General features: G+C 61.5%; 22 protein-coding genes. 16 read left to right on the forward strand and 6 right to left on the reverse strand.

Features of this window, described 5'->3' with window-relative positions; translation table 11 throughout:
- Window positions 1-258: 258 nt before the first annotated feature.
- Window positions 259-813, reverse strand: a complete 555-nt coding sequence (locus BLS87_RS06760) for an RNA polymerase sigma factor (RefSeq protein WP_074751295.1) — start codon at window positions 811-813, stop codon at window positions 259-261.
- Between the two features lie 244 nt (window positions 814-1,057).
- Here BLS87_RS06760 and sctW point away from each other — a divergent pair, with 244 nt between their 5' ends.
- From sctW to sctU, 12 genes are read left to right on the forward strand one after another with little or no spacing between them, the layout of a single operon-like run.
- A complete protein-coding gene (sctW, locus tag BLS87_RS06765; protein WP_074751424.1) occupies window positions 1,058-2,170 on the forward strand; it encodes a type III secretion system gatekeeper subunit SctW in 1,113 nt (370 codons plus the stop codon).
- Window positions 2,170-4,275, forward strand: a complete 2,106-nt coding sequence (gene sctV, locus BLS87_RS06770; protein ID WP_074751297.1) for a type III secretion system export apparatus subunit SctV — start codon at window positions 2,170-2,172, stop codon at window positions 4,273-4,275. Before sctW ends, sctV begins: the two co-directional genes overlap by 1 nt.
- Before the next feature lie 18 nt (window positions 4,276-4,293).
- Window positions 4,294-5,250 carry a type III secretion system inner membrane ring subunit SctD gene (gene sctD / locus BLS87_RS06775; RefSeq protein WP_074751299.1) on the forward strand — a complete coding sequence of 319 codons (957 nt, stop codon included), beginning with the start codon at window positions 4,294-4,296 and terminating at the stop codon, window positions 5,248-5,250.
- Window positions 5,247-6,596 carry a FliI/YscN family ATPase gene (locus BLS87_RS06780; protein ID WP_074751301.1) on the forward strand — a complete coding sequence of 450 codons (1,350 nt, stop codon included), beginning with the start codon at window positions 5,247-5,249 and terminating at the stop codon, window positions 6,594-6,596. Before sctD ends, BLS87_RS06780 begins: the two co-directional genes overlap by 4 nt.
- A gap of 4 nt (window positions 6,597-6,600) precedes the next feature.
- A complete protein-coding gene (sctO, locus tag BLS87_RS06785) occupies window positions 6,601-7,047 on the forward strand; it encodes a type III secretion system stalk subunit SctO (RefSeq protein ID WP_074751302.1) in 447 nt (148 codons plus the stop codon).
- A gap of 22 nt (window positions 7,048-7,069) precedes the next feature.
- On the forward strand, window positions 7,070-7,618 hold the full coding sequence (locus tag BLS87_RS06790) for a type III secretion system HrpP C-terminal domain-containing protein (RefSeq protein ID WP_074751304.1): 549 nt from the start codon (window positions 7,070-7,072) through the stop codon (window positions 7,616-7,618).
- Entirely contained in the window at window positions 7,615-8,337 is a 723-nt protein-coding gene (locus BLS87_RS06795; protein ID WP_074751306.1) for a hypothetical protein, read from the forward strand. The genes BLS87_RS06790 and BLS87_RS06795 overlap by 4 nt, the downstream gene beginning before the upstream one ends.
- Window positions 8,338-8,362: 25 nt before the next feature.
- The gene (locus BLS87_RS06800; RefSeq protein ID WP_425262202.1) at window positions 8,363-8,770 is read left to right on the forward strand and encodes a FliM/FliN family flagellar motor switch protein; all 408 of its coding nucleotides are present in this window, start codon (window positions 8,363-8,365) and stop codon (window positions 8,768-8,770) included.
- A complete protein-coding gene (gene sctR, locus BLS87_RS06805; RefSeq protein ID WP_074751309.1) occupies window positions 8,767-9,420 on the forward strand; it encodes a type III secretion system export apparatus subunit SctR in 654 nt (217 codons plus the stop codon). The genes BLS87_RS06800 and sctR overlap by 4 nt, the downstream gene beginning before the upstream one ends.
- Window positions 9,421-9,427: 7 nt before the next feature.
- The gene (sctS, locus tag BLS87_RS06810) at window positions 9,428-9,694 is read left to right on the forward strand and encodes a type III secretion system export apparatus subunit SctS (protein WP_062381833.1); all 267 of its coding nucleotides are present in this window, start codon (window positions 9,428-9,430) and stop codon (window positions 9,692-9,694) included.
- A complete protein-coding gene (gene sctT, locus BLS87_RS06815) occupies window positions 9,695-10,489 on the forward strand; it encodes a type III secretion system export apparatus subunit SctT (RefSeq protein WP_074751311.1) in 795 nt (264 codons plus the stop codon).
- A complete protein-coding gene (sctU, locus tag BLS87_RS06820) occupies window positions 10,486-11,562 on the forward strand; it encodes a type III secretion system export apparatus subunit SctU (protein WP_074751313.1) in 1,077 nt (358 codons plus the stop codon). Before sctT ends, sctU begins: the two co-directional genes overlap by 4 nt.
- A gap of 210 nt (window positions 11,563-11,772) precedes the next feature.
- Here sctU and BLS87_RS06825 read toward each other — a convergent pair whose 3' ends face one another.
- Window positions 11,773-12,693, reverse strand: coding sequence for a LysR family transcriptional regulator (locus tag BLS87_RS06825; RefSeq protein ID WP_074751315.1), 921 nt, complete (start codon window positions 12,691-12,693; stop codon window positions 11,773-11,775).
- A 251-nt stretch (window positions 12,694-12,944) separates the two neighbouring features.
- On the opposite strand from BLS87_RS06825, the gene BLS87_RS06830 reads away from it, so the two are divergent.
- The gene (locus tag BLS87_RS06830) at window positions 12,945-14,267 is read left to right on the forward strand and encodes an OprD family porin (RefSeq protein ID WP_083370620.1); all 1,323 of its coding nucleotides are present in this window, start codon (window positions 12,945-12,947) and stop codon (window positions 14,265-14,267) included.
- Window positions 14,268-14,359: 92 nt separating this feature from the next.
- Here BLS87_RS06830 and BLS87_RS06835 read toward each other — a convergent pair whose 3' ends face one another.
- A complete protein-coding gene (locus tag BLS87_RS06835; protein WP_074751316.1) occupies window positions 14,360-14,872 on the reverse strand; it encodes a helix-turn-helix domain-containing protein in 513 nt (170 codons plus the stop codon).
- A gap of 225 nt (window positions 14,873-15,097) precedes the next feature.
- On the opposite strand from BLS87_RS06835, the gene BLS87_RS06840 reads away from it, so the two are divergent.
- Entirely contained in the window at window positions 15,098-15,742 is a 645-nt protein-coding gene (locus BLS87_RS06840; RefSeq protein WP_143024315.1) for a phosphohydrolase, read from the forward strand.
- Between the two features lie 18 nt (window positions 15,743-15,760).
- On the opposite strand, the gene BLS87_RS06845 is transcribed toward BLS87_RS06840, so the two are convergent.
- Window positions 15,761-18,043: an ATP-binding protein gene (locus BLS87_RS06845; protein WP_074751319.1), complete on the reverse strand. Its 2,283-nt coding sequence runs from the start codon at window positions 18,041-18,043 to the stop codon at window positions 15,761-15,763.
- Window positions 18,044-18,054: 11 nt separating this feature from the next.
- On the opposite strand from BLS87_RS06845, the gene BLS87_RS06850 reads away from it, so the two are divergent.
- Entirely contained in the window at window positions 18,055-18,255 is a 201-nt protein-coding gene (locus BLS87_RS06850) for a hypothetical protein (RefSeq protein ID WP_074751321.1), read from the forward strand.
- On the opposite strand, the gene BLS87_RS06855 is transcribed toward BLS87_RS06850, so the two are convergent.
- Together BLS87_RS06855 and BLS87_RS06860 are read right to left on the reverse strand one after the other, a co-directional pair.
- Complete coding sequence (locus BLS87_RS06855) at window positions 18,249-18,866, reverse strand: response regulator transcription factor (protein WP_074751322.1); 618 nt, start codon at window positions 18,864-18,866, stop codon at window positions 18,249-18,251. The two genes, BLS87_RS06850 and BLS87_RS06855, sit on opposite strands and share 7 nt — an antisense overlap.
- A gap of 16 nt (window positions 18,867-18,882) precedes the next feature.
- The gene (locus tag BLS87_RS06860; protein WP_083370621.1) at window positions 18,883-20,418 is read right to left on the reverse strand and encodes an ATP-binding protein; all 1,536 of its coding nucleotides are present in this window, start codon (window positions 20,416-20,418) and stop codon (window positions 18,883-18,885) included.
- Between the two features lie 381 nt (window positions 20,419-20,799).
- On the opposite strand from BLS87_RS06860, the gene BLS87_RS06865 reads away from it, so the two are divergent.
- Window positions 20,800-22,002, forward strand: coding sequence for an MFS transporter (locus BLS87_RS06865; RefSeq protein ID WP_074751328.1), 1,203 nt, complete (start codon window positions 20,800-20,802; stop codon window positions 22,000-22,002).
- Window positions 22,003-22,227 lie beyond the last annotated feature (225 nt).

Here is a 22,227-nt window from a genome sequence, read left to right on the forward strand (position 1 = left end):
AGACCATGAAGACGATTGTCTTCAGGTTTGCGGGCCGTCACGTAACATCGCCCCATCACTTACCACCCCACTCTTCACTTGAAGGACTCACGACCATGACTATCCATCTGATCAACGCCGTCGCCCTCACCGCCGTCACCGTGTTCCTGGTCAACCGCGCCTTCGCCCTGTACGACCTGGTCAATGCCGCCACCGTCTCCGAGCACATCTGAAACGGCCTGTGCCGTTTGAGCTGTGCTCGGCGCACGTCGGCCGGCTTCAGGCGAACGGGTCCATTTGCCGCTTCAGTTGCTCCCTCGCCCGAGACAGACGCGAACGCACCGTGCCGATCGGCACCCCCAGCGACGTAGCCGTCTCTTGATAATTGCCGTCCATTTCCAGTGACACCTCGATCACTCGCTGCATGTTCGAAGGCAGCGTGCCGATCGCTTTGACGACGCGCACCAATTGCCGATGGCCGTCAACCTGGTGGCCGATATCGCCTTGCGCCTCAATTTCGGTATGGGCGTGGTCTTCCCAGCTTTCCTGATACGGCTGACGATACATTTTGCGGAAATGATTGCGGATCAAGTTCAACGCGATGCCGCACAGCCATGTCTGCGGTTTGCTCGCATTCTGGAATTTGTGCTCACTGCGCAGCGCCTCGAGAAAGGTGCATTGAAGGATGTCGTCGGCGTCGTCCGGGTTCATGACGCGCTTCTGAATGAACGCACGAATCATCTTCACCTGATCGCTGCTCAACTGACGAATGCCGGTTGATGGCTGACGACGAGTCGGGGAATCAATATCGAGTATCGAGAGGCTGGGAAACATCAGGGCTCTTCCTTGTTTGGAGTGTGTTAGCCCTATAGCGATATGCATGCCACTCAAATAAATATCGCAACCTGCTGATATATATAGATAAATAAATAGCTGGCTTTTCACGCCGTGCAAAATCTTGCGCGAGTGCGCTGATTCCCTTACAGGTTTTGGCACAAAGTGATCGATTGCCCGGTGAATGGAACCGGGCGGGCAGGACGACCCACTCAGAGCGCATGACCACGCTCAGAACCTGCCCATGAAGATCGCCGCCCCCTCTGCGCCACCTGCGTTGCACACCCCTGCCCCCGCTGCCGCGAGCAACGCGTCTTCGCAGGTCACGGCGCTGCGCACGAACACCCCGAACATGGGCGGGACGTCGCCGCAACAGGTCTCCCGATTTGCCGCTGCGCTGGTGCAACAAAGCCGTGGGCTGAGCCAGCGCGAATTGATTGCCAGCAGCAATGCGCTGCAATCGCGCGCGGTGAAGCTGGGCGAGCTGTATTCGCTGCTGATGGGGAGTCAGGACACGGGCCTCGACGACGCAGCGCGCAACCTGCGCAAGCAGTTGCAAAAGCAACGTGCAGCCAGCCTCGCGCAGGTGTTGAGTTTCGCAGGCGGGGACCCGGCCAAAGCCCAGGTGGTCTTGCAGGCCGCGCGAAAGCAGGCGCAGGCCGACGGCGCCACGGGTGAGCATGTCGTGCTGACCCAGCAACTCAAACTGCTGCGCCGCCAATACGGCCAACGCGCCCGCGCGGGCATCAACAGTGCGAAGGCATTCGCCAAGTCCGGTACCGACAGCAAACGCCGTGGCGCCCTGCGTAACCTCTATGGGGTCGCAGTCTCAGGTCAGCAGAACATCACGGGGCTGATCGATGCTCTCCTGAGTGAGCAAGAAGAGGCCGGTGAATTCGAGCTCAACTTGCGCGACATGCGCAGCGCCATTGCCGACGATTTATCGGCCCTGACACCCTCAACCTCCCACCAGCAATTGCGCACCTTGATGCATGGCCTGAATACCGCGCGCCATGTCGCGACATTGCTGCAAGGCTGCGAACACCTGCTGGGCCGCATGCGCAACAAGAACCCCGGGCTGCAAGTCGACTCGGCGGCCTTCCTCAAGCATCTGCTGGCGCTGTCGGGCAAAGGCATGAGCCTCAATGAAACACTGCAGCTGACCCAACACATCGGCGGCAAGCACCTCAAACATCAGCTGGCCTTTCTCAACGGCCTGCGCCCGATGCTGCAACAACTGCCGATTCTGCTCTGGCGCGACATGAAAAGCCGTCAAACCGCACTGGGCAACCTGCTCATCCTCATGGCCGAACTGACTCGGCAGGAACAGAACCAGCTCCAGGGGGGCCTTGCCTGATGGATCGTGTCATCAACCTGCTCAACCAACTCGCCCTGGCGGCGATGCGTCGCTCGGAAATCGTCGGTGCGTTCGTGGTCATCGCCATCGTGTTCATGATGATCACGCCCCTGCCCACGGGGCTGGTGGATGTATTGATCGCCATCAACATCTGTATTTCCTGCCTGCTGATCATGCTCGCCATGCACCTGCCACGGCCGCTGGCGTTCTCCACGTTTCCGGCGGTGCTGTTATTGACCACTATGTTCCGCCTGGCCCTGTCGATTTCCACCACGCGCCTGATTCTGTTGAACCAGGACGCCGGGCACATCGTCGAGGCCTTCGGTCAGTTCGTGGTGGGCGGCAACCTGGCCGTGGGCATGGTGATCTTCCTGATCCTCACCGTGGTCAACTTTCTGGTGATCACCAAGGGCTCGGAACGGGTGGCCGAAGTCGGGGCGCGCTTCACCCTCGACGCCATGCCCGGCAAACAGATGTCGATCGACAGCGACTTGCGGGCCAACCTGATCAGTGTGTTCGAGGCGCGCAAGCGGCGGGCCGAACTGGGCAAGGAAAGCCAGCTCTTCGGTGCCATGGACGGTGCGATGAAGTTCGTCAACGGTGACGCCATCGCCAGCCTGATCATCGTCGCCATCAACATGATCGGCGGCATCGCCATCGGTGTGGTGCAGCACAACATGAGCGCAGGCGATGCCTTGCAGGTCTACACCGTGTTGACCATCGGCGACGGCCTGATCGCGCAGATTCCCGCACTGCTGATCTCCGTGACCTGCGGCATGATCATCACCCGCGTGCCCGATGAAGACAGGGCCGAGGCCAATATCGGCCGGCAAATTGCCGAGCAGATCACCAGTCAGCCCAAGGCCTGGATCATCGCGGCGGTGGCGATGCTCGGGTTCGCCGCCCTGCCCGGCATGCCAACGGCGGTTTTCATCGTCATCGCGATCATCTGTGGCAGCGGCGGCCTGTTGCAGTTGCAACGCGCCAGACCAAAAGCCGAGCAGGCGCAGGCCACCGTGATAGCGCCTGAAATGAACGGGCGCGAAGACCTGCGCACGTTCTCGCCGAGCCGGCAGTTCGTGCTGCAGTTTCACCCCGGTCAGAACCCGGCGCACGTCGACGCGCTGGTCAGCGAGATCCGGCAACGACGCAACCGGCTGGTGGTGCAATACGGCCTGACCCTGCCCTCGTTCATCATCGAACAGGTCGAGCAGCTGCCACCGGACGAGTTCCGCTTTTCGGTGTACGAGGTGCCGCTGCTCAAAGCCACGTTTACCCAGAGCCATGTCGCGGTGGACGCACGCATGCTTGAGCAATCGCCTGACGCGGCGGTGTACGGCAGCACCGATCGCCAGGAAGGCCAATGGCTGTGGTTACCCGCCGATGCGCCGCAACTGCAGGACCCGCACGTTGAACGGGTGGATGCCATGACCTTGATCATCGAGCGCATGGAGCGCGCGCTGCAATCCTGCGGGCCGCAATTCATCGGTCTTCAGGAGACCAAGGCGATCCTGGGCTGGCTCGAAAGCGAGCAACCGGAACTCGCTCAGGAAATGCAGCGGGTCTTGCCACTGGCGCGATTCTCGGCGGTCTTGCAACGTCTGGCTTCCGAATGCGTACCACTGCGGGCGATCCGCGTGATCGCCGAAACCCTTATCGAACACGGGCAGCACGAACGTGAAGTGACCGTGCTCGCCGACTACGTGCGCATTGCGCTGAAGTCGCAGATCTATCACCAGTACTGCGGCGCCGAAGGCCTGTTGGTCTGGGTCCTGACGCCTGAAAGCGAAGGCATCCTGCGCGATGGCCTGCGCCAGACCCAGACTGAAACCTTCTTTGCACTGGACAACGAGACCAGCCAGTTGCTGGTGCAACAACTGCACATTGCCTTCCCGCTGCGCGCCGCCGAACAAGCCGTTCTGCTGGTCGCACAGGACCTGCGCAGCCCGCTGCGGACCTTGCTGCAGGAAGAGTTCTACCACGTGCCAGTCCTGTCTTTCGCCGAGATCAACAATGCCTCACAGGTCAAGGTGTTGGGCCGGTTCGACCTGGAAGACGACCTGAATGACGATCTCGATGAATTGGATAACGAGCACGCCGCTTGAGTACCTGGAGAATCTCGCATGTTTGAATTACGGGTATTGACCGGCCTGCACCAAGGCGCGGCGCTACCACTGGTGGGCGAACAATGGGCGATCGGGTCTGATGCAGAACAGGACCTGGCGCTGCACGATCCCGGCGTGGAGCAAATGCATTGTCGTCTTCGACGACAAGGCGACCGCTGGGTACTGGACGCCGCCGACGGCGCGGTCTGCGACGAAGAAGGCCATCGCCACGCAACCACCGAACTCACGCCCGACACCGCGTTCGTGCTGGGCTCGGTGTGGCTGTGCGTCTCCGCCGCCGAGGACGCATGGCCATCGGTGCCTGCGCTGATCCAGACGCCACCACCGGCCCCGGAACCCGAGCCCGTCGCCGGCACGCCGCCACTGGAAAAGGTCGAATCTCGCGCTCGCGTGCTCAATCGCACCACCGGCATCGTGATCGGCGTGTTGCTGGGGATTGCGGGCAGCGCGTGGAGCCTCACGCGCAGCAGCACAGCCACTGACTCACTCGCGGTCGCCACGGTCGCGCCCGCGCTCGAGCAACCCGGCGTCCAGCGCAAACCGGCCGCACCCCACAAGCGCACATCACTGACCGGCGTCGACGACACCCGCCGCCAGCTCAATACCATGCTCAGCGACCGGCTGCTCAGCGACGTGAACGTGCAGCAGACGCCGGAAGGTCTGACCCTGAGCGGCCACCTCAAGCCCGAGGCGCAGCTGGTCTATCAGCGCATGCTGCAACGGTTCAAGGACCGCTACGATTCGCCCGTGGCCTTGATCGATAACGTCACGGCCTCCGGCAGCGGCCTGCCCTTCACCATCGTGCAGATCATGTCCGGGCCCAACGCGCATCTGGTCACTGCTGACGGCCATCGGTTGTACATCGGCGACGAACTCGCCGGGCTGCGCCTGACCCGCATTGACGACAACCGCATCCAGTTCGACGGCGACCGGCATTACGAGGTGAACTGGTGAACGCAGCCCTGGATCAATGGAAAACCGGGCACGCCCGGCGCTTGAGCGGGTTTTCGGCGGTGCAGGTCAGCGGCCGGGTGAGTGCTGTCAGCGGGATCCTGCTGGAGTGCCAGATACCGGCGGCCAAGGTTGGCGACTTGTGTGAAGTCAGCAAAGCAGACGGCAGTGTCATGCTGGCGGAAATCGTCGGTTTCACGCGTGACTGCACGTTGCTGAGCGCCCTTGGCACGCCCGACGGCATTCAGGTCGGGGCCCGTATTCGCCCGCTCGGCATGGCGCATCGCATTGGCGTTGACGACGGTCTGCTCGGCAGCGTGCTTGACGGCTTCGGCAGGCCCTTGCTGGGAGACTCACAGGGCGCGTTCGCCGGCCCCGGCGATCGCCGGGTGACGCTGCCGGTCATCGCGGACGCGCTGCCGCCGACTCAACGCCCGCGCATCACCAATGCCCTGCCAACCGGTGTGCGTGCCATCGACAGCGCCATCTTGCTGGGTGAAGGCCAACGGGTCGGGCTGTTTGCCGGGGCGGGTTGCGGCAAGACCACGCTGATGGCTGAACTGGCGCGGAACATGGCCTGCGACGTTATCGTTTTCGGCCTGATCGGCGAGCGGGGTCGCGAACTGCGGGAATTCCTCGACCACGAACTGGACGCCACCCTGCGCAGCCGCTCGGTGCTGGTGTGCGCGACCTCCGACCGCTCCAGCATGGAACGTGCACGCGCAGCCTTCACCGCCACTGCCATTGCCGAGGCGTATCGCGAGCGCGGGATGAAAGTGCTGTTGCTGCTGGATTCGCTGACGCGTTTTGCCCGCGCCCAGCGCGAAATCGGCATTGCGGCGGGCGAACCGCTTGGACGCGGCGGCCTGCCACCCTCGGTGTACACCTTGTTACCGCGGCTGGTGGAGCGCGCCGGGATGAGCGAAACCGGCTCGATCACCGCCCTCTATACCGTGCTGATCGAACAGGACTCCATGAACGACCCGGTGGCCGACGAGGTGCGTTCGCTGCTCGATGGTCACATCGTCCTGTCACGCAAACTCGCCGAGCGCGGCCATTACCCCGCTATCGATGTGCAGGCCAGCATCAGCCGGATTCTCAGCAACGTCACCGGTCGCGAACACCAACAGGCCAACAACCGCCTCAGACGCCTGATGGCCGCCTACCGACAGGTGGAGATGCTGTTGCGCCTGGGCGAATACCAGCCCGGAGGGGATCCCGTGACCGACTGCGCGGTGCAATTGAACGAGCCGATCAACGCCTTTCTCCGCCAGGACCTGCGCGAACCCGTGCCGCTGCAGGACACCCTCGACGGGTTGATGCAGCTAACCTCGCAGTTGCCGGAGTGAGCCCTTGGAAGAAGAGCTCGACATTGACCCGCAGCGCCTGATGCTGGAACACGTCATCAGCGTGCTCACGCCGTTGCGACAGCACCGACAGGCCAGCGCCGAGCGTGCGCAACGCCGGGCTCAGAAGGCACTGGAAGACATGCAGGTGCATTTGCAGCAGACCCGCGAATCGTTGACGCAAGAGCGCGACAACCAGCGCGAGCGGCGACAGGGGCTGAGCGTTGCGCACCTGAACAAACAGATGTCGCTGAATGACCTTGATCGCTGGCACGAGAAGGAGCACCGCATGCTCGATCGTCTGGCCTATATCCGGCAGGACGTGCAGCGGCAACGGTTGGGCATCGACGAACAGCAACGGCAACTGGTGCAGGCCAGGGACGCGGCAAAGGCGGCTCAACGAGCCGTGGAAAAGCTGGCCTGCCTGGCTGAAGCCCTCAATGAACCCGATTAAGCCTCAACTAAAAAGGTGAACCATGAGCACGCCCGTTCAATCCGCGCCTCGCGCCCACCCTCAGCCGCAGGTACGGCCGACGCCAGACACACCGTCCACTTCAACCGATACACGCCCTGCCCTCGGCGTGCGGCGTGGCGACACGGACCGCGTGCGTGCGGCCTGGAAACCGTCGACTCAGCCAGAAACCACCAACGCCGACGGTCTGTTCTTCTCACAGCTACTCATCCCGACTGTCAGCGAAGAGCCCGATCACTCAGGGTTTTCCGGCAGCGGCCTGAGCCTGCTACCACCCGCAGACGGCGTGCCGACTCAACTGATCGACGAGCTCGCGCAGCGCCTCCCCTTGCATCCGGACGGCCCGTTCAACGTCACGCTGCTGATGCCCTATCTGGGCAAAGTGCAGGTCAACGCCAGCAAACGCGAGAATCACTGGAGCGTCGAACTGGGCTTCGCGAAGAAGGGCGTGCTCAAACGCCTGAACCCTCATCAGCGTGCCTGTGAGGGCGCCCTCGCCGCGGCCTTGGGACAGGATGTCGACTTGTCCTTTCATGAAGCGCTGCCGGCATGAGCGCCCTGTCACTGCGCAAAGTCGATTCCACGACCGCACACCTCAGCCGTAGCCTCGGCTTGGGGGTCAGCCTGCATTTCAACGTTCAGGGCGAACACGGCACGGTGAGCCTGCTCCCTCTCATTGCCGACCCTGTTGCTGAACCCCGGCTCCATTGGTTCAACAGTGCATCGGGGCCCTTCGGGCTGAGTGATGCCGAAGCCATGTTGAGTCTGCTGGGTGAACTGCCCGTCACCCTCGCGGGCGATTTTCAACCGTGGTACTGGCAGGTGCTCAATCAGCGAATGAGCCCTGCGGTGGCGGAACTGTTTTGTCCTCTTGCGCCACTCAGCGATATCACTGCACTGCCTGTCGCTGTGATGACGTGCCGGATACAGGTGCAACGGGAGGATCAGTCACTGCATGGACTGTTCCAGGCAGACGCCGCAACGCTGTTGCGAATGCTGCAGTCCGCGCCTTGGCGCGCCCATCGACAGACGCTCGATGAAGCGTGGTTGATCACTCAACCGCTTGAACTCGGACACTTGTCGTTGACCCTGGCACAACTGGCTTCGCTGCAACCCGGCGATGTGTTGCTGCCCTCGCTGTGTCACTTCGACAGCGACGGCAATGGGTACCTGCAACTGGGCGGCCGGCAGTGGGCAGTGCAAACCGACAGTCACCAAGGGCGACTGTCTGTGCAGCTCAGTCACGAGGAACCCCTGGAACATGGCCAATGAAACGCTGTACGACGAAGCACTGGAGATGTCACCTGACGATGAATACGAAACGCCGCGGGTAGATGACGAGGGCTACGACGACCCGGCACAGCGGATGCACGCCGAATCCGACTGGCAGGCCCACGAGGATGAACAGCCCGTCGACGCGCCGTACCTTCTTGACGATGGGGCTGATGATGCGACGATTCACGCCTCGCTGACGCTTGACCCTCTCGACCAGTTACCCATGGCGCTCACCCTGCGCTGCGGCGTCTTGTCGATAAACCTCGGCGATCTGCGCCGAGTCGCTGCCGGCACCATCCTTGAAGTCAGCGGCGTCACGCCAGGTCACGCCACGCTGTGTCACGGCGAGCGTGTGGTGGCCGAGGGCGAACTGGTGGATGTCGAGGGGCGGCTGGGCCTGCAAATCACCCGGATGGCGTCGCCCGCATGATCACGGACGGGATGAACCCGGTATTGCTGGCGCTGTTTCTCGGCGCCTTGTCGCTGATTCCGTTCTTGCTGATCGTCTGCACGGCCTTTCTGAAAATCGCGATGACGTTGTTGATCACCCGCAACGCCATCGGTGTGCAGCAAGTGCCACCGAACATGGCGATGTACGGCATCGCGCTGGCGGCCACGATGTTCGTCATGGCACCGGTGGCCCACGACATCCAGCAACGGGTGCATGACCACCCGCTGGAGATGGGCAGTAGCGACAAACTGCAGGCCAGCGCCATGACGGTCATCGAACCGCTGCAACGCTTCATGACCCGTAATACCGACCCGGATGTCAGCGCCCACTTGCTCGACAACACGCAGCGCATGTGGCCCAAGGACATGGCCGATCAAGCGACCAAAAACGACCTGCTGCTGGCGGTTCCGGCGTTCGTGCTTTCGGAGTTGCAGGCCGGGTTTCAGATCGGCTTTCTGATCTATATTCCGTTCATCGTGATTGACCTGATCGTCTCCAACCTGCTGCTCGCGCTGGGCATGCAGATGGTGTCGCCGATGACCATCTCCCTGCCGCTCAAGCTGCTGCTGTTCGTCCTGGTACAGGGTTGGACGCGCCTGCTCGACAGCCTGTTCTACTCGTATATGTGAGGCGGTCATGGAAGCGTTGGCGTTGTTCAAGCAAGGCATGTTTCTGGTGGTCATCCTCACGGCGCCGCCGCTGGGTGTCGCTGTACTGGTGGGCGTGATCACCTCGCTGGTGCAGGCATTGATGCAGATCCAGGACCAGACCCTGCCCTTCGGCATCAAACTCGCGGCGGTCGGCCTGACCCTTGCGATGACTGGACGCTGGATCGGCGTCGAGCTGATCCAGTTCATCAACATGGCGTTCGACCTCATCGCCCGTTCCGGGGGCGTGCACTAGATGCCTTTCGACGCACAGGGGCTGTTCGAACTGATGCTGGGCATGGGCCTGGCGGCGGCTCGGCTGTTGCCGTGCATGATTCTGGTGCCCGCCTTTTGCTTCAAGTATCTCAAAGGCCCGTTGCGCTACGCGGTGGTGCTGGTGGTCTCGATGGTTCCGGCGCCGGCGATCAGCCGCGCGCTGTCTGCACTCAATGACGACTGGTTTTCGATCGGCGCGCTGCTGCTTAAGGAAGCGGTGCTCGGAACGCTGCTGGGCCTGCTGCTGTATGCGCCGTTCTGGATGTTCGCCTCGGTCGGCGCCCTGCTGGACAGCCAGCGGGGTGCGTTGAGTGGCGGCCAGCTCAACCCCGCGCTCGGCCCGGACGCCACACCGCTGGGCGAGCTGTTTCAGGAAACCCTGATCATGCTGGTGATCCTCTCGGGCGGCCTTTCATTGATCACCCAGGTGATCTGGGACAGCTATCAGGTCTGGCCGCCCACCGCGTGGTTGCCGGGCATGACCATCGATGGACTGGACCTCTTCCTTGAGCAACTGAATCAGACGCTGCAACACATGATGCTGTACGCCGCGCCGTTCATTGGGCTCTTGCTGTTGATCGAGGCTGCATTGGCGATCATCGGTCTGTACGCGCAGCAGCTGAACGTGTCGATCCTGGCCATGCCGGCGAAAAGCATGGCGGGCATCGCTTTTCTGCTGATCTACCTGCCCACCTTGTTGGAATTGGGTAACGGTCAGATCCTGCAACTGGCCGACCTCAAGCATCTGTTGATCCAACTGGTGCCGGTGCCGTGAGCGAAAAAACAGAAAAAGCCACGCCCAAACAGCTGCGCGACGCGCGGGAAAAGGGTCAGGTCGGGCAGAGCCAGGACCTGAGTAAGCTGCTGGTGCTGCTGGTGGTCAGCGAAGTCACCTTGGGTCTTGCGGATGAAAGCGTGGCGCGTTTGCAGCACCTGATGTCACTCTCGTTTGAGGGAATCGGCCAGCCTTTCATGCACACCCTCGAGCAGGTGGCGAGCGAGGGCCTGACGACACTGATCGGCTTTATCCTCAGCAGCGTGGGCGTGGCGGTCTTGATGCGACTGGTCGGCAGCTGGATGCAGATCGGTTTCCTCTTCGCCCCCAAGGCCCTGAAGATGGACATCAACAAGATCAACCCCTTCTCCCATGCCAAACAAATGTTCTCGGCGCAGAACCTGACGAACCTGTTGCTCAGCGTGCTTAAGGCGACCGCGATTGCGGCAACCTTGTACGCCGTGGTGAAACCGTCGCTCGGCGCTCTGATTCTGCTCTCCAACACTGACCTGACGACCTACTGGCATTCGCTGCTGCAACTGTTCCGGCACATCCTGCGGGCGACACTGGGGTTGCTGCTGGTGATCGGCGGCGTCGACTTTGCCCTGCAAAAGTATTTCCATGCAAAGAAGTTGCGGATGAGCCATGAGGACATCAAAAAGGAATACAAGCAGTCCGAGGGCGACCCGCACGTCAAAGGCCATCGTCGACAGCTGGCGCACGAACTGCTGAACCAGGCCCCGACCGCACCGCCGAAACCGGTTGAGGACGCCGACATGCTGGTGGTGAACCCGACGCACTATGCGGTTGCCCTGTACTACCGACCGGGGCAGACGCCGCTGCCGCTGATTCATTGCAAAGGCGAAGACGACGACGCGCTGGCGCTGATTGCCCGCGCCAAAAAAGCCGGCATACCCGTGGTGCAAAGCATCTGGCTGGCACGCACGCTGTACAAGGTCAGACCCGGCAAACACATCCCGCGTCCGACCTTGCTGGCGGTGGCGCATATCTACCAGGTCGTGCGCCAGCTTGAGGAAGTGACCGATGAGGTGATCCGGATTGAGGATGCGTGATGTCGCCGTGAGTCCAGGGAGGCGATGGGCCCGAAAGAGCCGAGGTTGTCTGGTGTGACTGCTGCTGCGCAGCAGATCGTCCGGATGCGGCCCAGAGACAAGCCACGCGCCTACGCCCTACGACCGAATCAAAGGCCTGCCACCTGACGCGTTGCCTCTGCCGAAGGCGTAGGAGCGCCCTGCGGGAGGCGAATCTACGAACCCCGCGTCTCACGGCATGGGCCGGGTTTCCTGGGACATGAATTCGGTGATGCGTGAACGCAGCCAGCGCTCGGCGGGGTCATTGTCGTGGACGCCGCTCCAGACCATCGACAGCTCAGCCGGCTCGATCGGGAACGGCGGGTCTTCGGCACGTAGGGCACAGCCTTCCACCAACGCACACGCGGCGTAATCCGGAACCGTGGCGATCAGTTCGGTGCCGGCCAGCAATGCCCGCAGACCACTGAATTGCGGCACGGCCACCACCACCCTTCTCGCCCGGCCGACTTTGGCCAGGTCGATGTCAATGTTGCCGGTCAGATCCCCCGAGAACGACACCATGGTGTGTGGACGCTCGCAGTAATCGTCCAGCGTCAAGGTGCCGGGGCGTTTGTCACCGCGCAGCACCTTGCAACCAATGTCGCGCAGCTTCTTGCGCTTGGCGTTGGCGGGCAACTCGGTGGTGTAGCTGATCCCGACCGAGATTTCGCCCGACGCCAGCAACGCCGGCATGAGCAGAAAGTTGGCCCGACGCACCACGACGATGATGCCCGGTGCTTCTTCACGCAGCTGGGTGAGCAACGGCGGAAACAACCCGAACTCTGCATCGTCGGACAAGCCGATGCGGAACACGTCGCAACTGGTGCTCGGGTCGAACTCCTTCGCACGGCTCACTGCGCCGGAGATAGTGTCCAGCGCCGGTTGCAGCTCTTTGAGGATGTCCAGCGCGCGGGCGGTCGGCTCCATCGCCCGACCGTTGCGCAACAGCAAAGGATCATCGAAAAGATCGCGCAAACGCGCCAGCGCGGCACTGATTGCCGGTTGCCCCATGAACAGCTTCTCGGCCACACGGGTCAGGTTTCGTTCGAACATCAAAGCTTCGAAGATCACCAGCAAGTTCATGTCGACGCGACGCAGATCGTTGCGATTCATTGAGCGGTTCCGGTTGTCAGGGAGGGAGGCGTGAACAAATGCCTGCGCGAGACAGAAGTTTGCCAGATATACACCGCCATTCCGCCAGGGAATTGAACAAATGTGCTCTTGACGCGAACAGGCGCATTTTTGGATCGGCAACCGCCTGCAGAGCACCGCCGGACTAAAAAGCGCACAGCGCAACAATCCGCTCTGCTGTGCACCTGTCAGATTGCTCGCCTGTTTCCGATTTACCTCTAGAAGGCCGATTCATGGCAAGCCGATTGTCGCTGCTCACCCTGGCATTACTCGCATGTTCCACCGACCTGATGGCGGCCACCGACGACACAGAGCACGGCTTCCTGGCCGACACCTCGTTAAACGTGCTGGCGCGTAACTTCTTTCTGCAGAACGACTACCGCACCGGGCATCCCGATCAGAGCTACCGGCAGGAATGGGCGCAAGGCTTCATCGCCAACCTGCAGTCAGGCTTCACCCAGGGCACGCTGGGTGTGGGCGTCGATGCCCACGGATTTTATGGGTTGAAACTCGACAGCGGGCGCGGACGTGCAGGAACCGGCCTGCTGCCGCTGGACAGCGACGGCCGCGCCGAGGACGACTACTCGGATGCAGGTGGCGCGCTGAAACTGCGCCTGTCGAAAACCACCCTGAAGATCGGCGAGATGGAGGTGGAAACGCCGGTGCTCGACACCGGTGACAAACGCTTGCAGCCGGAGTACGCCAGTGGGTTGTTTCTCGACAGCCGTGACGTTGAAGGCCTGAAGCTGGTGGCGGGGCATTTCACCTCGTTCAAGAACGAAAACGCGTCCACCTCGCGGGGCGACTTCGATGGCTACGGCGCCACCACCCGTGGTCGCGCGATCAGCCTGGCAGGCGTGGAAACCACCGACAGCACGCCGGTCGGCGGTTCCGTCTACGCGTCGCAGCTCACCGACACCTGGCGCCAGTACTACGGCAATCTGCACTACATCGACGTGCTGTCGGACAACAGCTCGCTGCTGCTGGACAGCAATCTCTACCGCACGCTGGATCAGGGCAGCGCGCGTGCCGGGGCCATCGATAACACCGCCTACAGCCTGTCCGCCAAGTACAGCCTCGGTGCCCAGGCGTTTACCCTAGCCTGGCAGAAGATCGATGGCGACACGCCCTTCGACTTCGTCGGCGGTGACTCGATCTACCTCGCCAACTCGATCAAGTACGCCGACTTCAATGGCGCGCACGAGCAATCGTGGCAGCTGCGCTACGACCTGGATGCGGCGTTGTTCGGTCTGCCAGGCCTGAAATTCATGACCCGCTACGTGCGCGGCAGCCAGATCGACGGCACCCATGCACCACAAGGCGCGGTGTACCAACCGTTCGACGAGGCGTCAGGTCGTTATCAGCCCATTCAGGGCAAAGGCGGACGTCATTGGGAACGCGATATCGACCTCAAGTACGTGGTGCAGTCCGGTCCGGCCAAGGACCTGTCGCTGGACGTGTCTCACGTCTCGCACCGCGGCAACGATGCTCAAGGCGGCGATGACATTGATCGCTTGTACATCGTCGTGCAGTACCCGCTCGACCTGCTCAAATGATCGGTATTCGCACAGCGGGTAAACGTCAAAGCGCATCGTTGTGCAAGCGCGCCGGCTCTCAAACAGGCGCGCACAGGCTCAGCGATCAGGCTTCACTCGGCGCAGCACAAGGGCGCCGTGGCCATCGAGCGTCGCCAGTTGAACGGCGTGACGCCGGTCATACGACTGAACACTCGAGTGAAGTGCGACTGATCGGCAAACCCGCAATCCAGGCTGATCTGCGAAATGGTCAGCCCGGAATCGCTGAGCAGCCCCCTCGCCTTGTCCAGACGCATCTGCAGATACCAGTCACGTGGCGAAAGCCCGGTGTTTTTCTTGAAGGCCCTGGAGAAATGGCTGCGAGACAAGGAACATTCGCTGGCGATGCGGGCGATGGACAAGCCCTTGTCCATCTGGCTGGACATCAGTTCCTTGGCGCGGCGTTCCTGCCAGGGCGAAAGCGCCACCCGATCGCACGGAGGATGCGGTTGTTGCTGGGCGGCCTCCGGGACCCAGTGTGCCGAGAGTTCGCGCATCACCTGTTCGAGCGCGACGTGCTCGTCATCTGGCAGGGAACGCAGGGACGCCAGTAGCGAACGAAACAGTAACGGGTTGATTGCGTTCATTCCGGGCTCTCCAGGTCATCGTAGACGATTTCTGGAGTCTGGTCGGGCACCGCCTTAAAGTCCTTCTCGGGGTATTAAACGTTCTGAAGGGTTAATAAGGCAGCGTGCTCAAACCTCTGGACGCAGACGTCTTAAGAACAATTAAGGGCGACCGCCAATGACGCTGCCGGTGGAGGGGTTTATCGTCACTCTCCTCAGAGGTTCGGTTCGCTGCGAGGGACGCAAGTGACCACTCGATACGTTGCAGGAATCCCGATCCCCGACAGCGCGATGGCACGCGCGGCGACCGAGCTGATGCGCGACACACAATCCAGGCTGCTGTTCGATGCGGCCAGGCGTACGTTCGTGTTTGCCCGGCTGTTGGGCAACAGCCGTGAACTGCGCCATGACCCCGAGCTGCTCTACATTGGCGCGCTGTTCCTGCGGATCGGTGTCACGGCGCTGTACCGTCATTCCCAGCAACGCTATGAGATCGACAGCGCCGACGCCGCAGCGGAATTTCTCAGCGGCTACGGCCGCTCCCGCGAGGACATTGCCCAGGTCTGGGATGCGGTCGCGCTGCACACCACACCCGGGATTCCAGAGCACAAGCCACCGATCACCGCACTACTCTCCGCCGCCGTGGACACCGACATGCTCGGCACGTACGGTCAGGCGCTGTGTCCCGGCGCAATCAGCCGCATACTCCGCGAATTCCCCCGTGAGCCGGGGTTCAAAATCAAGTTTTTGCACACGCTCGCACTGGGACAACTGCATCGACCGCACAGCACCTTCGGCACAATCAACGCGGACGTGCTGGCATTCCATGACCGGCACATGCAGGTCGGCGGCTTTTGCGAGCAGTTGCTGGCGTCGAAATGGCCGTATTGAACCCGGTGTCGGACAGCCCTACACGGCAGCAGGCAAGGTGAAGACGAAGGTCGTGCCGCCATACCTCGCCGGCATCACATACAACTGCCCGCCGTGGGCATGGATGATCGAGCGACAGATCGCCAGCCCCATGCCCATGCCTTTGTCCTTGGTGGTGAAAAAGGCATTGAACACCTTGTCCTGGTTCTCGTGATCGATGCCCGGCCCCGTGTCTTCAACGCTGACCACCAGACAATCACTGCCCACCACGTCGCTGGTGATCGACAGCCGGCGCAGCACGTGATCGCCTGCACTCATGGCGTCCACCGCATTGAGAATCAGGTTCAGCACCACTTGCTGCAACTGCACGCCCGAACCGATGACCTGCAATGGCGAAGGTGTGAGGTGCGTGGTCATCAGCACGCGCTGCTGCTCGACTTCCACCAGCGTCAGTGTCACCACATGGCGAATCACGTCATTGATCAGCAGACGCCGCCGCTGATGGGTGCCCTGGCGCGCCAGCGACTGCAGCGCGTTGACGATTTCACCCGCCCGGCGGCCTTCCTGAACAATGTCCCGTAGTCCCGACATCGCTTCGCCGATCTGCGGTGTCGCGCGGTTCAGCCAGCGCAGACTCGCCGCGGCGTTGGACACCATCGATGCCAGCGGCTGATTGATTTCGTGGGCAATCGAAGCCGCCAGTTCACCCATCACCGTGACCTGTGACACCTGCGCCAGCTTGGCGCGGGCATTGTGCAGCGCGGTTTCGATGTCCTGGCGACGGGCGTTTTCTTCCTTGAGCTGATGGTGCAGTCTGGCAGTTTCCAGTGAGATGGCCGCTTGCCCGGCGAGCAACTCCAACACCCCGGTGCGCCCGACGGTAAACACCCCGGCGGCCAGGTTGTTTTCCAGGTAGAGCACGCCAATCAACTGCCCTTGCTGGAGCAACGGCAGGCACAGCGCGGAACGGACAGGCGCCTTGGCAAGGTATTCGTCATCGCCAAAGTAATCGTCGACACTGACGTCGTCGACCACCAGCCGCTGGTGGGTGCGCATGACCCGATACAGGATCGACAAGGGCAGATGGTGCTTGCCGGGAGCATGCTGCACTAACTGAACTTCCAGCCCGGTGGCACAGCTCTGCCCGGTGGCACAGATGATCGGGGCGTCGTTTTTGACCAACAATAGCAACGCTCGCTGCGCGCCAGCGTGCATGATCGTGGTGCTCATGAGCATTTCGATCAACCGGTCCTGATCGGTTTCCTCGGACAACGCCTGCGCGGCCTTCATCACCGACGTCAGGTCCAGCGTATCCTGGCCTCCGGGAATGACGACCGACGTACGCGAAGCCAGCATCGCTTCCTGGTGGCGGGTCTGCGCCGTGCGGTCCTGGCCCCAGGCCGAGCCACGGTGCTTGTCGGGATCGAGCCCCAGATCGGGGATGTCCTTGAACTGCCGCCATTGGCATTTGCACGAACGCAAATCCGCCAGCAGGCTTCCTGCGCTCTGATAGCGATCATCCGGGTTCTTTGCGATCAGCTTCAGTACCAGTTGCGACAAGGGCTGCGGAATGTCGCCACGAAATTCAGTCAGCGCCGGCGGCTGACGCGCCACATGGCAATAGACCCACTCCACCGCATCAAGGGCCTCGAACGGCAGGCGCCCCGCCAGCCACTCGTAGAACGTCATACCCAGCGCATAAAGGTCGCTGCGCTGATCGGCATGGCGTTCGACCCTGCGTGCCTGCTCAGGAGACATATAGGCCAGCGTTCCGCAGATCGAGTCAGAAATGGGCAAAGCCGCTGCCGTGTAAGCGTCTACGCTCAGACCGAAACCGCTCAGGCGCACGACCCCGTCAGCGCCTTCTATCAGGTTGCAGGGTTTGATGTCCCGGTGCAGCAGGCCATTGGCATGGGTTTCGAAGAGCGCAGTGGCGGCGCCTATCGCCAAGTGCAAAAAACGTTCGATGGACACCGGTTGATCGGCCAGTTCGTGAAGCGACTGCCCACCCGGATCGCTCAACACCAGCAACGGGCCGGTCTCTGAGGAGAGCAGCGCCAGGGGTTGCAGTGACCACCCCGGCAGAAGCCTGTCGGCAAGGCCGAACTCATGGACAAGGCGACGGGCTATGTCGTCCGTCGCACCGCCAACCGCTCTGACGATTCGCCAATGTTGCTGCGGATCCGCGGCAAGCCGGACCCGGTAGTGAGAAAGCGCGCCGTCCGTGAGCAACAATGTCCAGACAAGCTGATCCTGCCACCCGGGCCCGAACGGTCCCGAGCCCGACATCAGCCCGACTGGCGCATTGTAAGCACTGCTCATGAAAATCCTTGATGACGTTCACGGTATTGGCCATGCACATTGCAGCGTTCACCTGCTGCAAAAAGAACCGGCAGAACGGCATCACCCTGCGCAGTAATGAAGAGGATCATAAACCGAACTTTGTGGTGTTGATAATTGGCACAAGTTGCATGTCACGTGACATACCAACTACCTTCTTTACGCACATGGATATTTGTGCGGTGAGTTATTGAGGCAATACAGCGATACGCTCGTGCATCTTCAGAAGTTCGATGACATTGCGAGCATTCATTTTTGTCATCACGTGCTTTTTATGAACTTTGGCTGTGACTTCACTGGTGCCCAACTCCACCGCGATCTGTTTATTCATTTTGCCGGTAATCAACAAACCCATGACCTGTTTCTCTCTCGGCGTCAGGCTGTTGAAACGCGCTTTGACATTACAGGTCAGGCAACGCTCGGTCAGATTCAGCGCGTCGTTGGTCAACGCTTCACGGACCAGATCGAGCAGTTGCTCAGGCTCGAACGGCTTGGTCAAAAATTCATGGGCGCCGGCCTTGATGGCTTTCACCGACATGGCGATGGTGCCGTAACCGGTCATGAAAATAATCGGGAATTGCTGGCCTCGAACCGTCAGTTCAGCCTGCAGGTCGAAGCCGGTGCCCTGGGCCAGATTCACATCCAGCAGCAGGCACGTCGGAGCCTCCTCCAACGGATGGGCGAGAAAGGCTTCGGCGCTGTCGAAAACGCTGCAGGCAATGTCCTCGGAGCTGAGCAACCGCTGCAATGCGGTGCGGATGGCTGCATCGTCGTCCACCACGTATACCCTGGGTGTTGCTCTCATACGTTCTTCCGTCAATTCAGCGGCCGACCGCCAGCGCTCTCTGATGTCGAGCATGATACCCGTCGGGCCCGACGGAAACAGCCCTGGCGGCGTGCAGGTTCGCCAGCGACGACGGGAGATCCGGGGCACGGGGGTCAGGGTTGAGCGCGTCGCTTGCCCGTTCCGCGCCAAGGCCTAGCCGCAGGCAGGTGCGGGTCGCGGCCAGCATCCGGTAAAACCGGAACGGCCCCTGCGCCGACACCATCAGCAACGACTTGGTCGCCAGCCTGACCATGCAGTCCATCACGCAGCTGCGGGACAGGGTCGCGCGCTGCAGAGCATTGCAAGCCTGCTCCAGGGTAAAGCGTCCGTCCAGATCGGCCAATTGCCTGAGCACGGTGCGCTCGTCGCGACTCAACAGGCGGTAACTCCAGGACAGGGACGCCTGCAGGGTCTGCTGACGAGGCGGCGCCGTTCGCAGACTGGCAGACAGCAGGTGCATGCTCTCGTCCAGACTTCCGACCAACTGGTACAAACCCAACGCACACGCCCGGGCGGCGGCCATTTCGAGCGCCAGCGGGACACCGTCGAGACGCCGACAGACCTCACCCACCAGATCGATGCTGTAGTCATCCAGCTCGGCATCGGGGGTGCTTGCAACCTGACAATCCAGCGCTCTCCAGTGCCGCAAAAACAGCTGTGCCGAGTCGCTGCGCAGAATGGCATCACGGGTGGCGTCCGGCTCCGGCGAGGTCAGCGGCGGCACCTGAAGACTGCGCTCGCCGCCGATACGCAGCGGTTCACGGCTGGTCGCCAGGATCCGCACACCCGGCGCACCCCGCAGGATCGCCTCCACCAGCGCAGCCACCTGATCGATCAGGTGTTCACAGTTGTCCAGGATGAGCAGGCCGGAGCGCTGAGCCAGCTGTTGAATCAGAAACACCAGCGGATCAGCGGGGCAAACGTCGATTCCCAACGCCTGGAAGAATGCATCTAGCAGACTTTCAGAGTGTTCCAACTCGGCCAGCGCAACGAAATACACCGCAGACGACTGGCCCTCCAGCCGCTGCCGTCCCAATTCCACCGCCAGGCTGGTCTTGCCGACACCGCCCGGACCGATGAGCGTGATCAGCGCATGGTGGTCGCTCAATGCCGCGTTGACCTCACCCAGCAAAGACGCGCGTCCAACCAGCTCGACACCCGCCGGCAACCGGTTGCCAAGCACGCCTTGATGCCACTGCGCCGTGCGGACCTCTTCAGGCCCCACGTCCTCGACGAAACCACCCTCGCCGCCCAGCAACAGGTAGCCGCGTCCGGGAATCGTACGAATCAGGTCACGATCGCTGCCCAGCGCCTTGCGCAATGCAGAGATGTGCACTTGGAGGTTATTTTCTTCGACGATCGTGTCAGGCCAGACCCGCTGCAGGATCTGTTCCTTGCTCACCAATTGCCCCTGATGACGGATCAGCAGTTCGAGAATATCGAACGCGCGAGTGCCAATGCGCAGAGCAACGCCGTCTTTGAAAAGGTCCCTGAGGTCCAGGGACACCATAGCCTGACCGAGACTTATCATCGTATTCACGCAGTCCTTAGATTGGATTCGCACGCCCTGAGATCGCCGAACGCAGGCACGAAGTCATTCGCCCGTGCACACGTACAACGCAGCTGATCCATTTTTAGTCAGTCTTCATCTAATCAGTAAACGACAATGATCGATATTACCCGTAGGGGTAGTGACTACGAAGTAATTGATCTAACACCTGATCACCCGCCAAAAACGGTAGGCCATTATTGGCCGATCATTAGTTGTTAATACAGCGATCTGTCGTTGCATAACGAGCAATACGGCTTTGCGCAGCCGTCCCATTCTCCAGTTTCAACGTCTGCTTTAACGTCTCAGCCAATCGTCGATGACCGATCGACTCATCTCCCGCAACTGACTGAGCAGACAGACATGACCACTCCCCTGACCTCCACGCTCAAAGCACCCGCGCAAGGGCTGTCCCGCGCCATGGTGCTGCTTTTTGCATTTTGCTGCGGCGCCATCGTCGCCAATCTTTACTACGCCCAGCCCATCGTTGAGTTGATTGCGCCGGACCTTGGCCTCTCGTCCAGCAATGCCAGTCTCATCGTGTCGCTGACCCAGATCGGGTATGCATTGGGCTTGCTGTTTCTGGTGCCGCTGTCCGACCTTGTCGAAAACCGCAAACTGATGATCGCCACCGCCGTGGTGGCGGGCGCTAGCCTGTTGGCGGCCGCGACGCTGCAACACGCCAACGGGTTCCTCCTGGTTTCGCTGGTCATCGGCTTCAGCTCGGTATCGGTGCAAATGCTGATTCCGCTGGCAGCCCACCTGGCGCCCGAGCAGTCTCGCGGCCAGGTGGTGGGCAACATCATGAGTGGCCTGTTATTGGGCATCCTGCTCGCCCGTCCGCTGTCGAGCCTGGTGGCCGACCATTTCGGCTGGCGCGCGGTGTTCCTGTACGCCGCCGGGGTGATGCTGGCGATCGTCGCCGTGCTGGCGCTGACCATCCCGAAACGGGTGCCTGACCACAAAGCGTCTTACGGTGAATTGTTGAAATCGCTGATGACTCTGATGCGTCGGCATGCGGTACTGCGCCAGCGGGCGCTGTATCAGGGGCTGCTGTTCGCGGCATTCAGCTTGTTCTGGACCGCAGTGCCGATGGAACTGGCGCGTCGTTTCGGCTTGTCACAGACCCAGATCGCCGTATTCGCGCTGGTGGGTGCGATGGGCGCAATCGCCGCGCCGATTGCGGGTCGGTTAGCCGACAAGGGCCTTACGCAACGGGCTTCGCTGGTGGCACTAGTGCTTGCCCCCGTCGCGTTTCTGTTGGGTCTCAAAGACCCGGGCTACAGTGTGATCGGCCTGGCGGTGACCGGCGTCTTGCTGGACTTTGCGGTGCAGATGAGCATGGTGTTGGGTCAACGGGCGATCTATGCGCTGGATCCGGCGAGCCGAGGGCGTTTGAACGCGTTGTACATGACGAGCATTTTTGTCGGTGGCGCAATCGGTTCGGCGCTGGCCAGCGGGCTGTATGAGCATCATGGTTGGCAGGGCGTGATCGCGCTGGGGACGGGTCTGCCGGTGCTGGCGCTGGTGGTGTTTTTGATCGTTGGTTTTAAGCAACGGGCGTAGCAGCTGAATGGCGTCATCGCGAACTTCAACACCTCGGGGGCTTGTGCGTTCGGGGTGTTTTTTTGGGTGACGCTAAGGTGGTGGGTGGATCGGTTGGATTTGGGTGGTGCGGATAGGTTTGGCCTGGAGGCCAAACTGTTCCGCCTTCGTGAACTGACCCCCGAAAGTTGGACAAATTACAGACTCATTATCTGGTCTCGGAATTGTACCGGACTGAGGCCGTTG

The sequence above is a fragment of the Pseudomonas abietaniphila genome (genome assembly GCF_900100795.1).
GTDB lineage: Bacteria > Pseudomonadota > Gammaproteobacteria > Pseudomonadales > Pseudomonadaceae > Aquipseudomonas > Aquipseudomonas abietaniphila.

Coding starts and splice junctions, on each gene's coding strand:
- BLS87_RS06760 (WP_074751295.1), bottom strand. CDS start 813: ATGTTTCCCAGCCTCTCGATACTCGATATTGATTCCCCGACTCGTCGT.
- sctW (WP_074751424.1), top strand. CDS start 1,058: ATGAAGATCGCCGCCCCCTCTGCGCCACCTGCGTTGCACACCCCTGCC.
- sctV (WP_074751297.1), top strand. CDS start 2,170: ATGGATCGTGTCATCAACCTGCTCAACCAACTCGCCCTGGCGGCGATG.
- sctD (WP_074751299.1), top strand. CDS start 4,294: ATGTTTGAATTACGGGTATTGACCGGCCTGCACCAAGGCGCGGCGCTA.
- BLS87_RS06790 (WP_074751304.1), top strand. CDS start 7,070: ATGAGCACGCCCGTTCAATCCGCGCCTCGCGCCCACCCTCAGCCGCAG.
- BLS87_RS06795 (WP_074751306.1), top strand. CDS start 7,615: ATGAGCGCCCTGTCACTGCGCAAAGTCGATTCCACGACCGCACACCTC.
- BLS87_RS06800 (WP_425262202.1), top strand. CDS start 8,363: ATGTCACCTGACGATGAATACGAAACGCCGCGGGTAGATGACGAGGGC.
- sctR (WP_074751309.1), top strand. CDS start 8,767: ATGATCACGGACGGGATGAACCCGGTATTGCTGGCGCTGTTTCTCGGC.
- sctS (WP_062381833.1), top strand. CDS start 9,428: ATGGAAGCGTTGGCGTTGTTCAAGCAAGGCATGTTTCTGGTGGTCATC.
- sctT (WP_074751311.1), top strand. CDS start 9,695: ATGCCTTTCGACGCACAGGGGCTGTTCGAACTGATGCTGGGCATGGGC.
- BLS87_RS06825 (WP_074751315.1), bottom strand. CDS start 12,693: ATGAATCGCAACGATCTGCGTCGCGTCGACATGAACTTGCTGGTGATC.
- BLS87_RS06830 (WP_083370620.1), top strand. CDS start 12,945: ATGGCAAGCCGATTGTCGCTGCTCACCCTGGCATTACTCGCATGTTCC.
- BLS87_RS06835 (WP_074751316.1), bottom strand. CDS start 14,872: ATGAACGCAATCAACCCGTTACTGTTTCGTTCGCTACTGGCGTCCCTG.
- BLS87_RS06845 (WP_074751319.1), bottom strand. CDS start 18,043: ATGAGCAGTGCTTACAATGCGCCAGTCGGGCTGATGTCGGGCTCGGGA.
- BLS87_RS06850 (WP_074751321.1), top strand. CDS start 18,055: ATGACGTTCACGGTATTGGCCATGCACATTGCAGCGTTCACCTGCTGC.
- BLS87_RS06855 (WP_074751322.1), bottom strand. CDS start 18,866: ATGAGAGCAACACCCAGGGTATACGTGGTGGACGACGATGCAGCCATC.
- BLS87_RS06860 (WP_083370621.1), bottom strand. CDS start 20,418: ATGATAAGTCTCGGTCAGGCTATGGTGTCCCTGGACCTCAGGGACCTT.
- BLS87_RS06865 (WP_074751328.1), top strand. CDS start 20,800: ATGACCACTCCCCTGACCTCCACGCTCAAAGCACCCGCGCAAGGGCTG.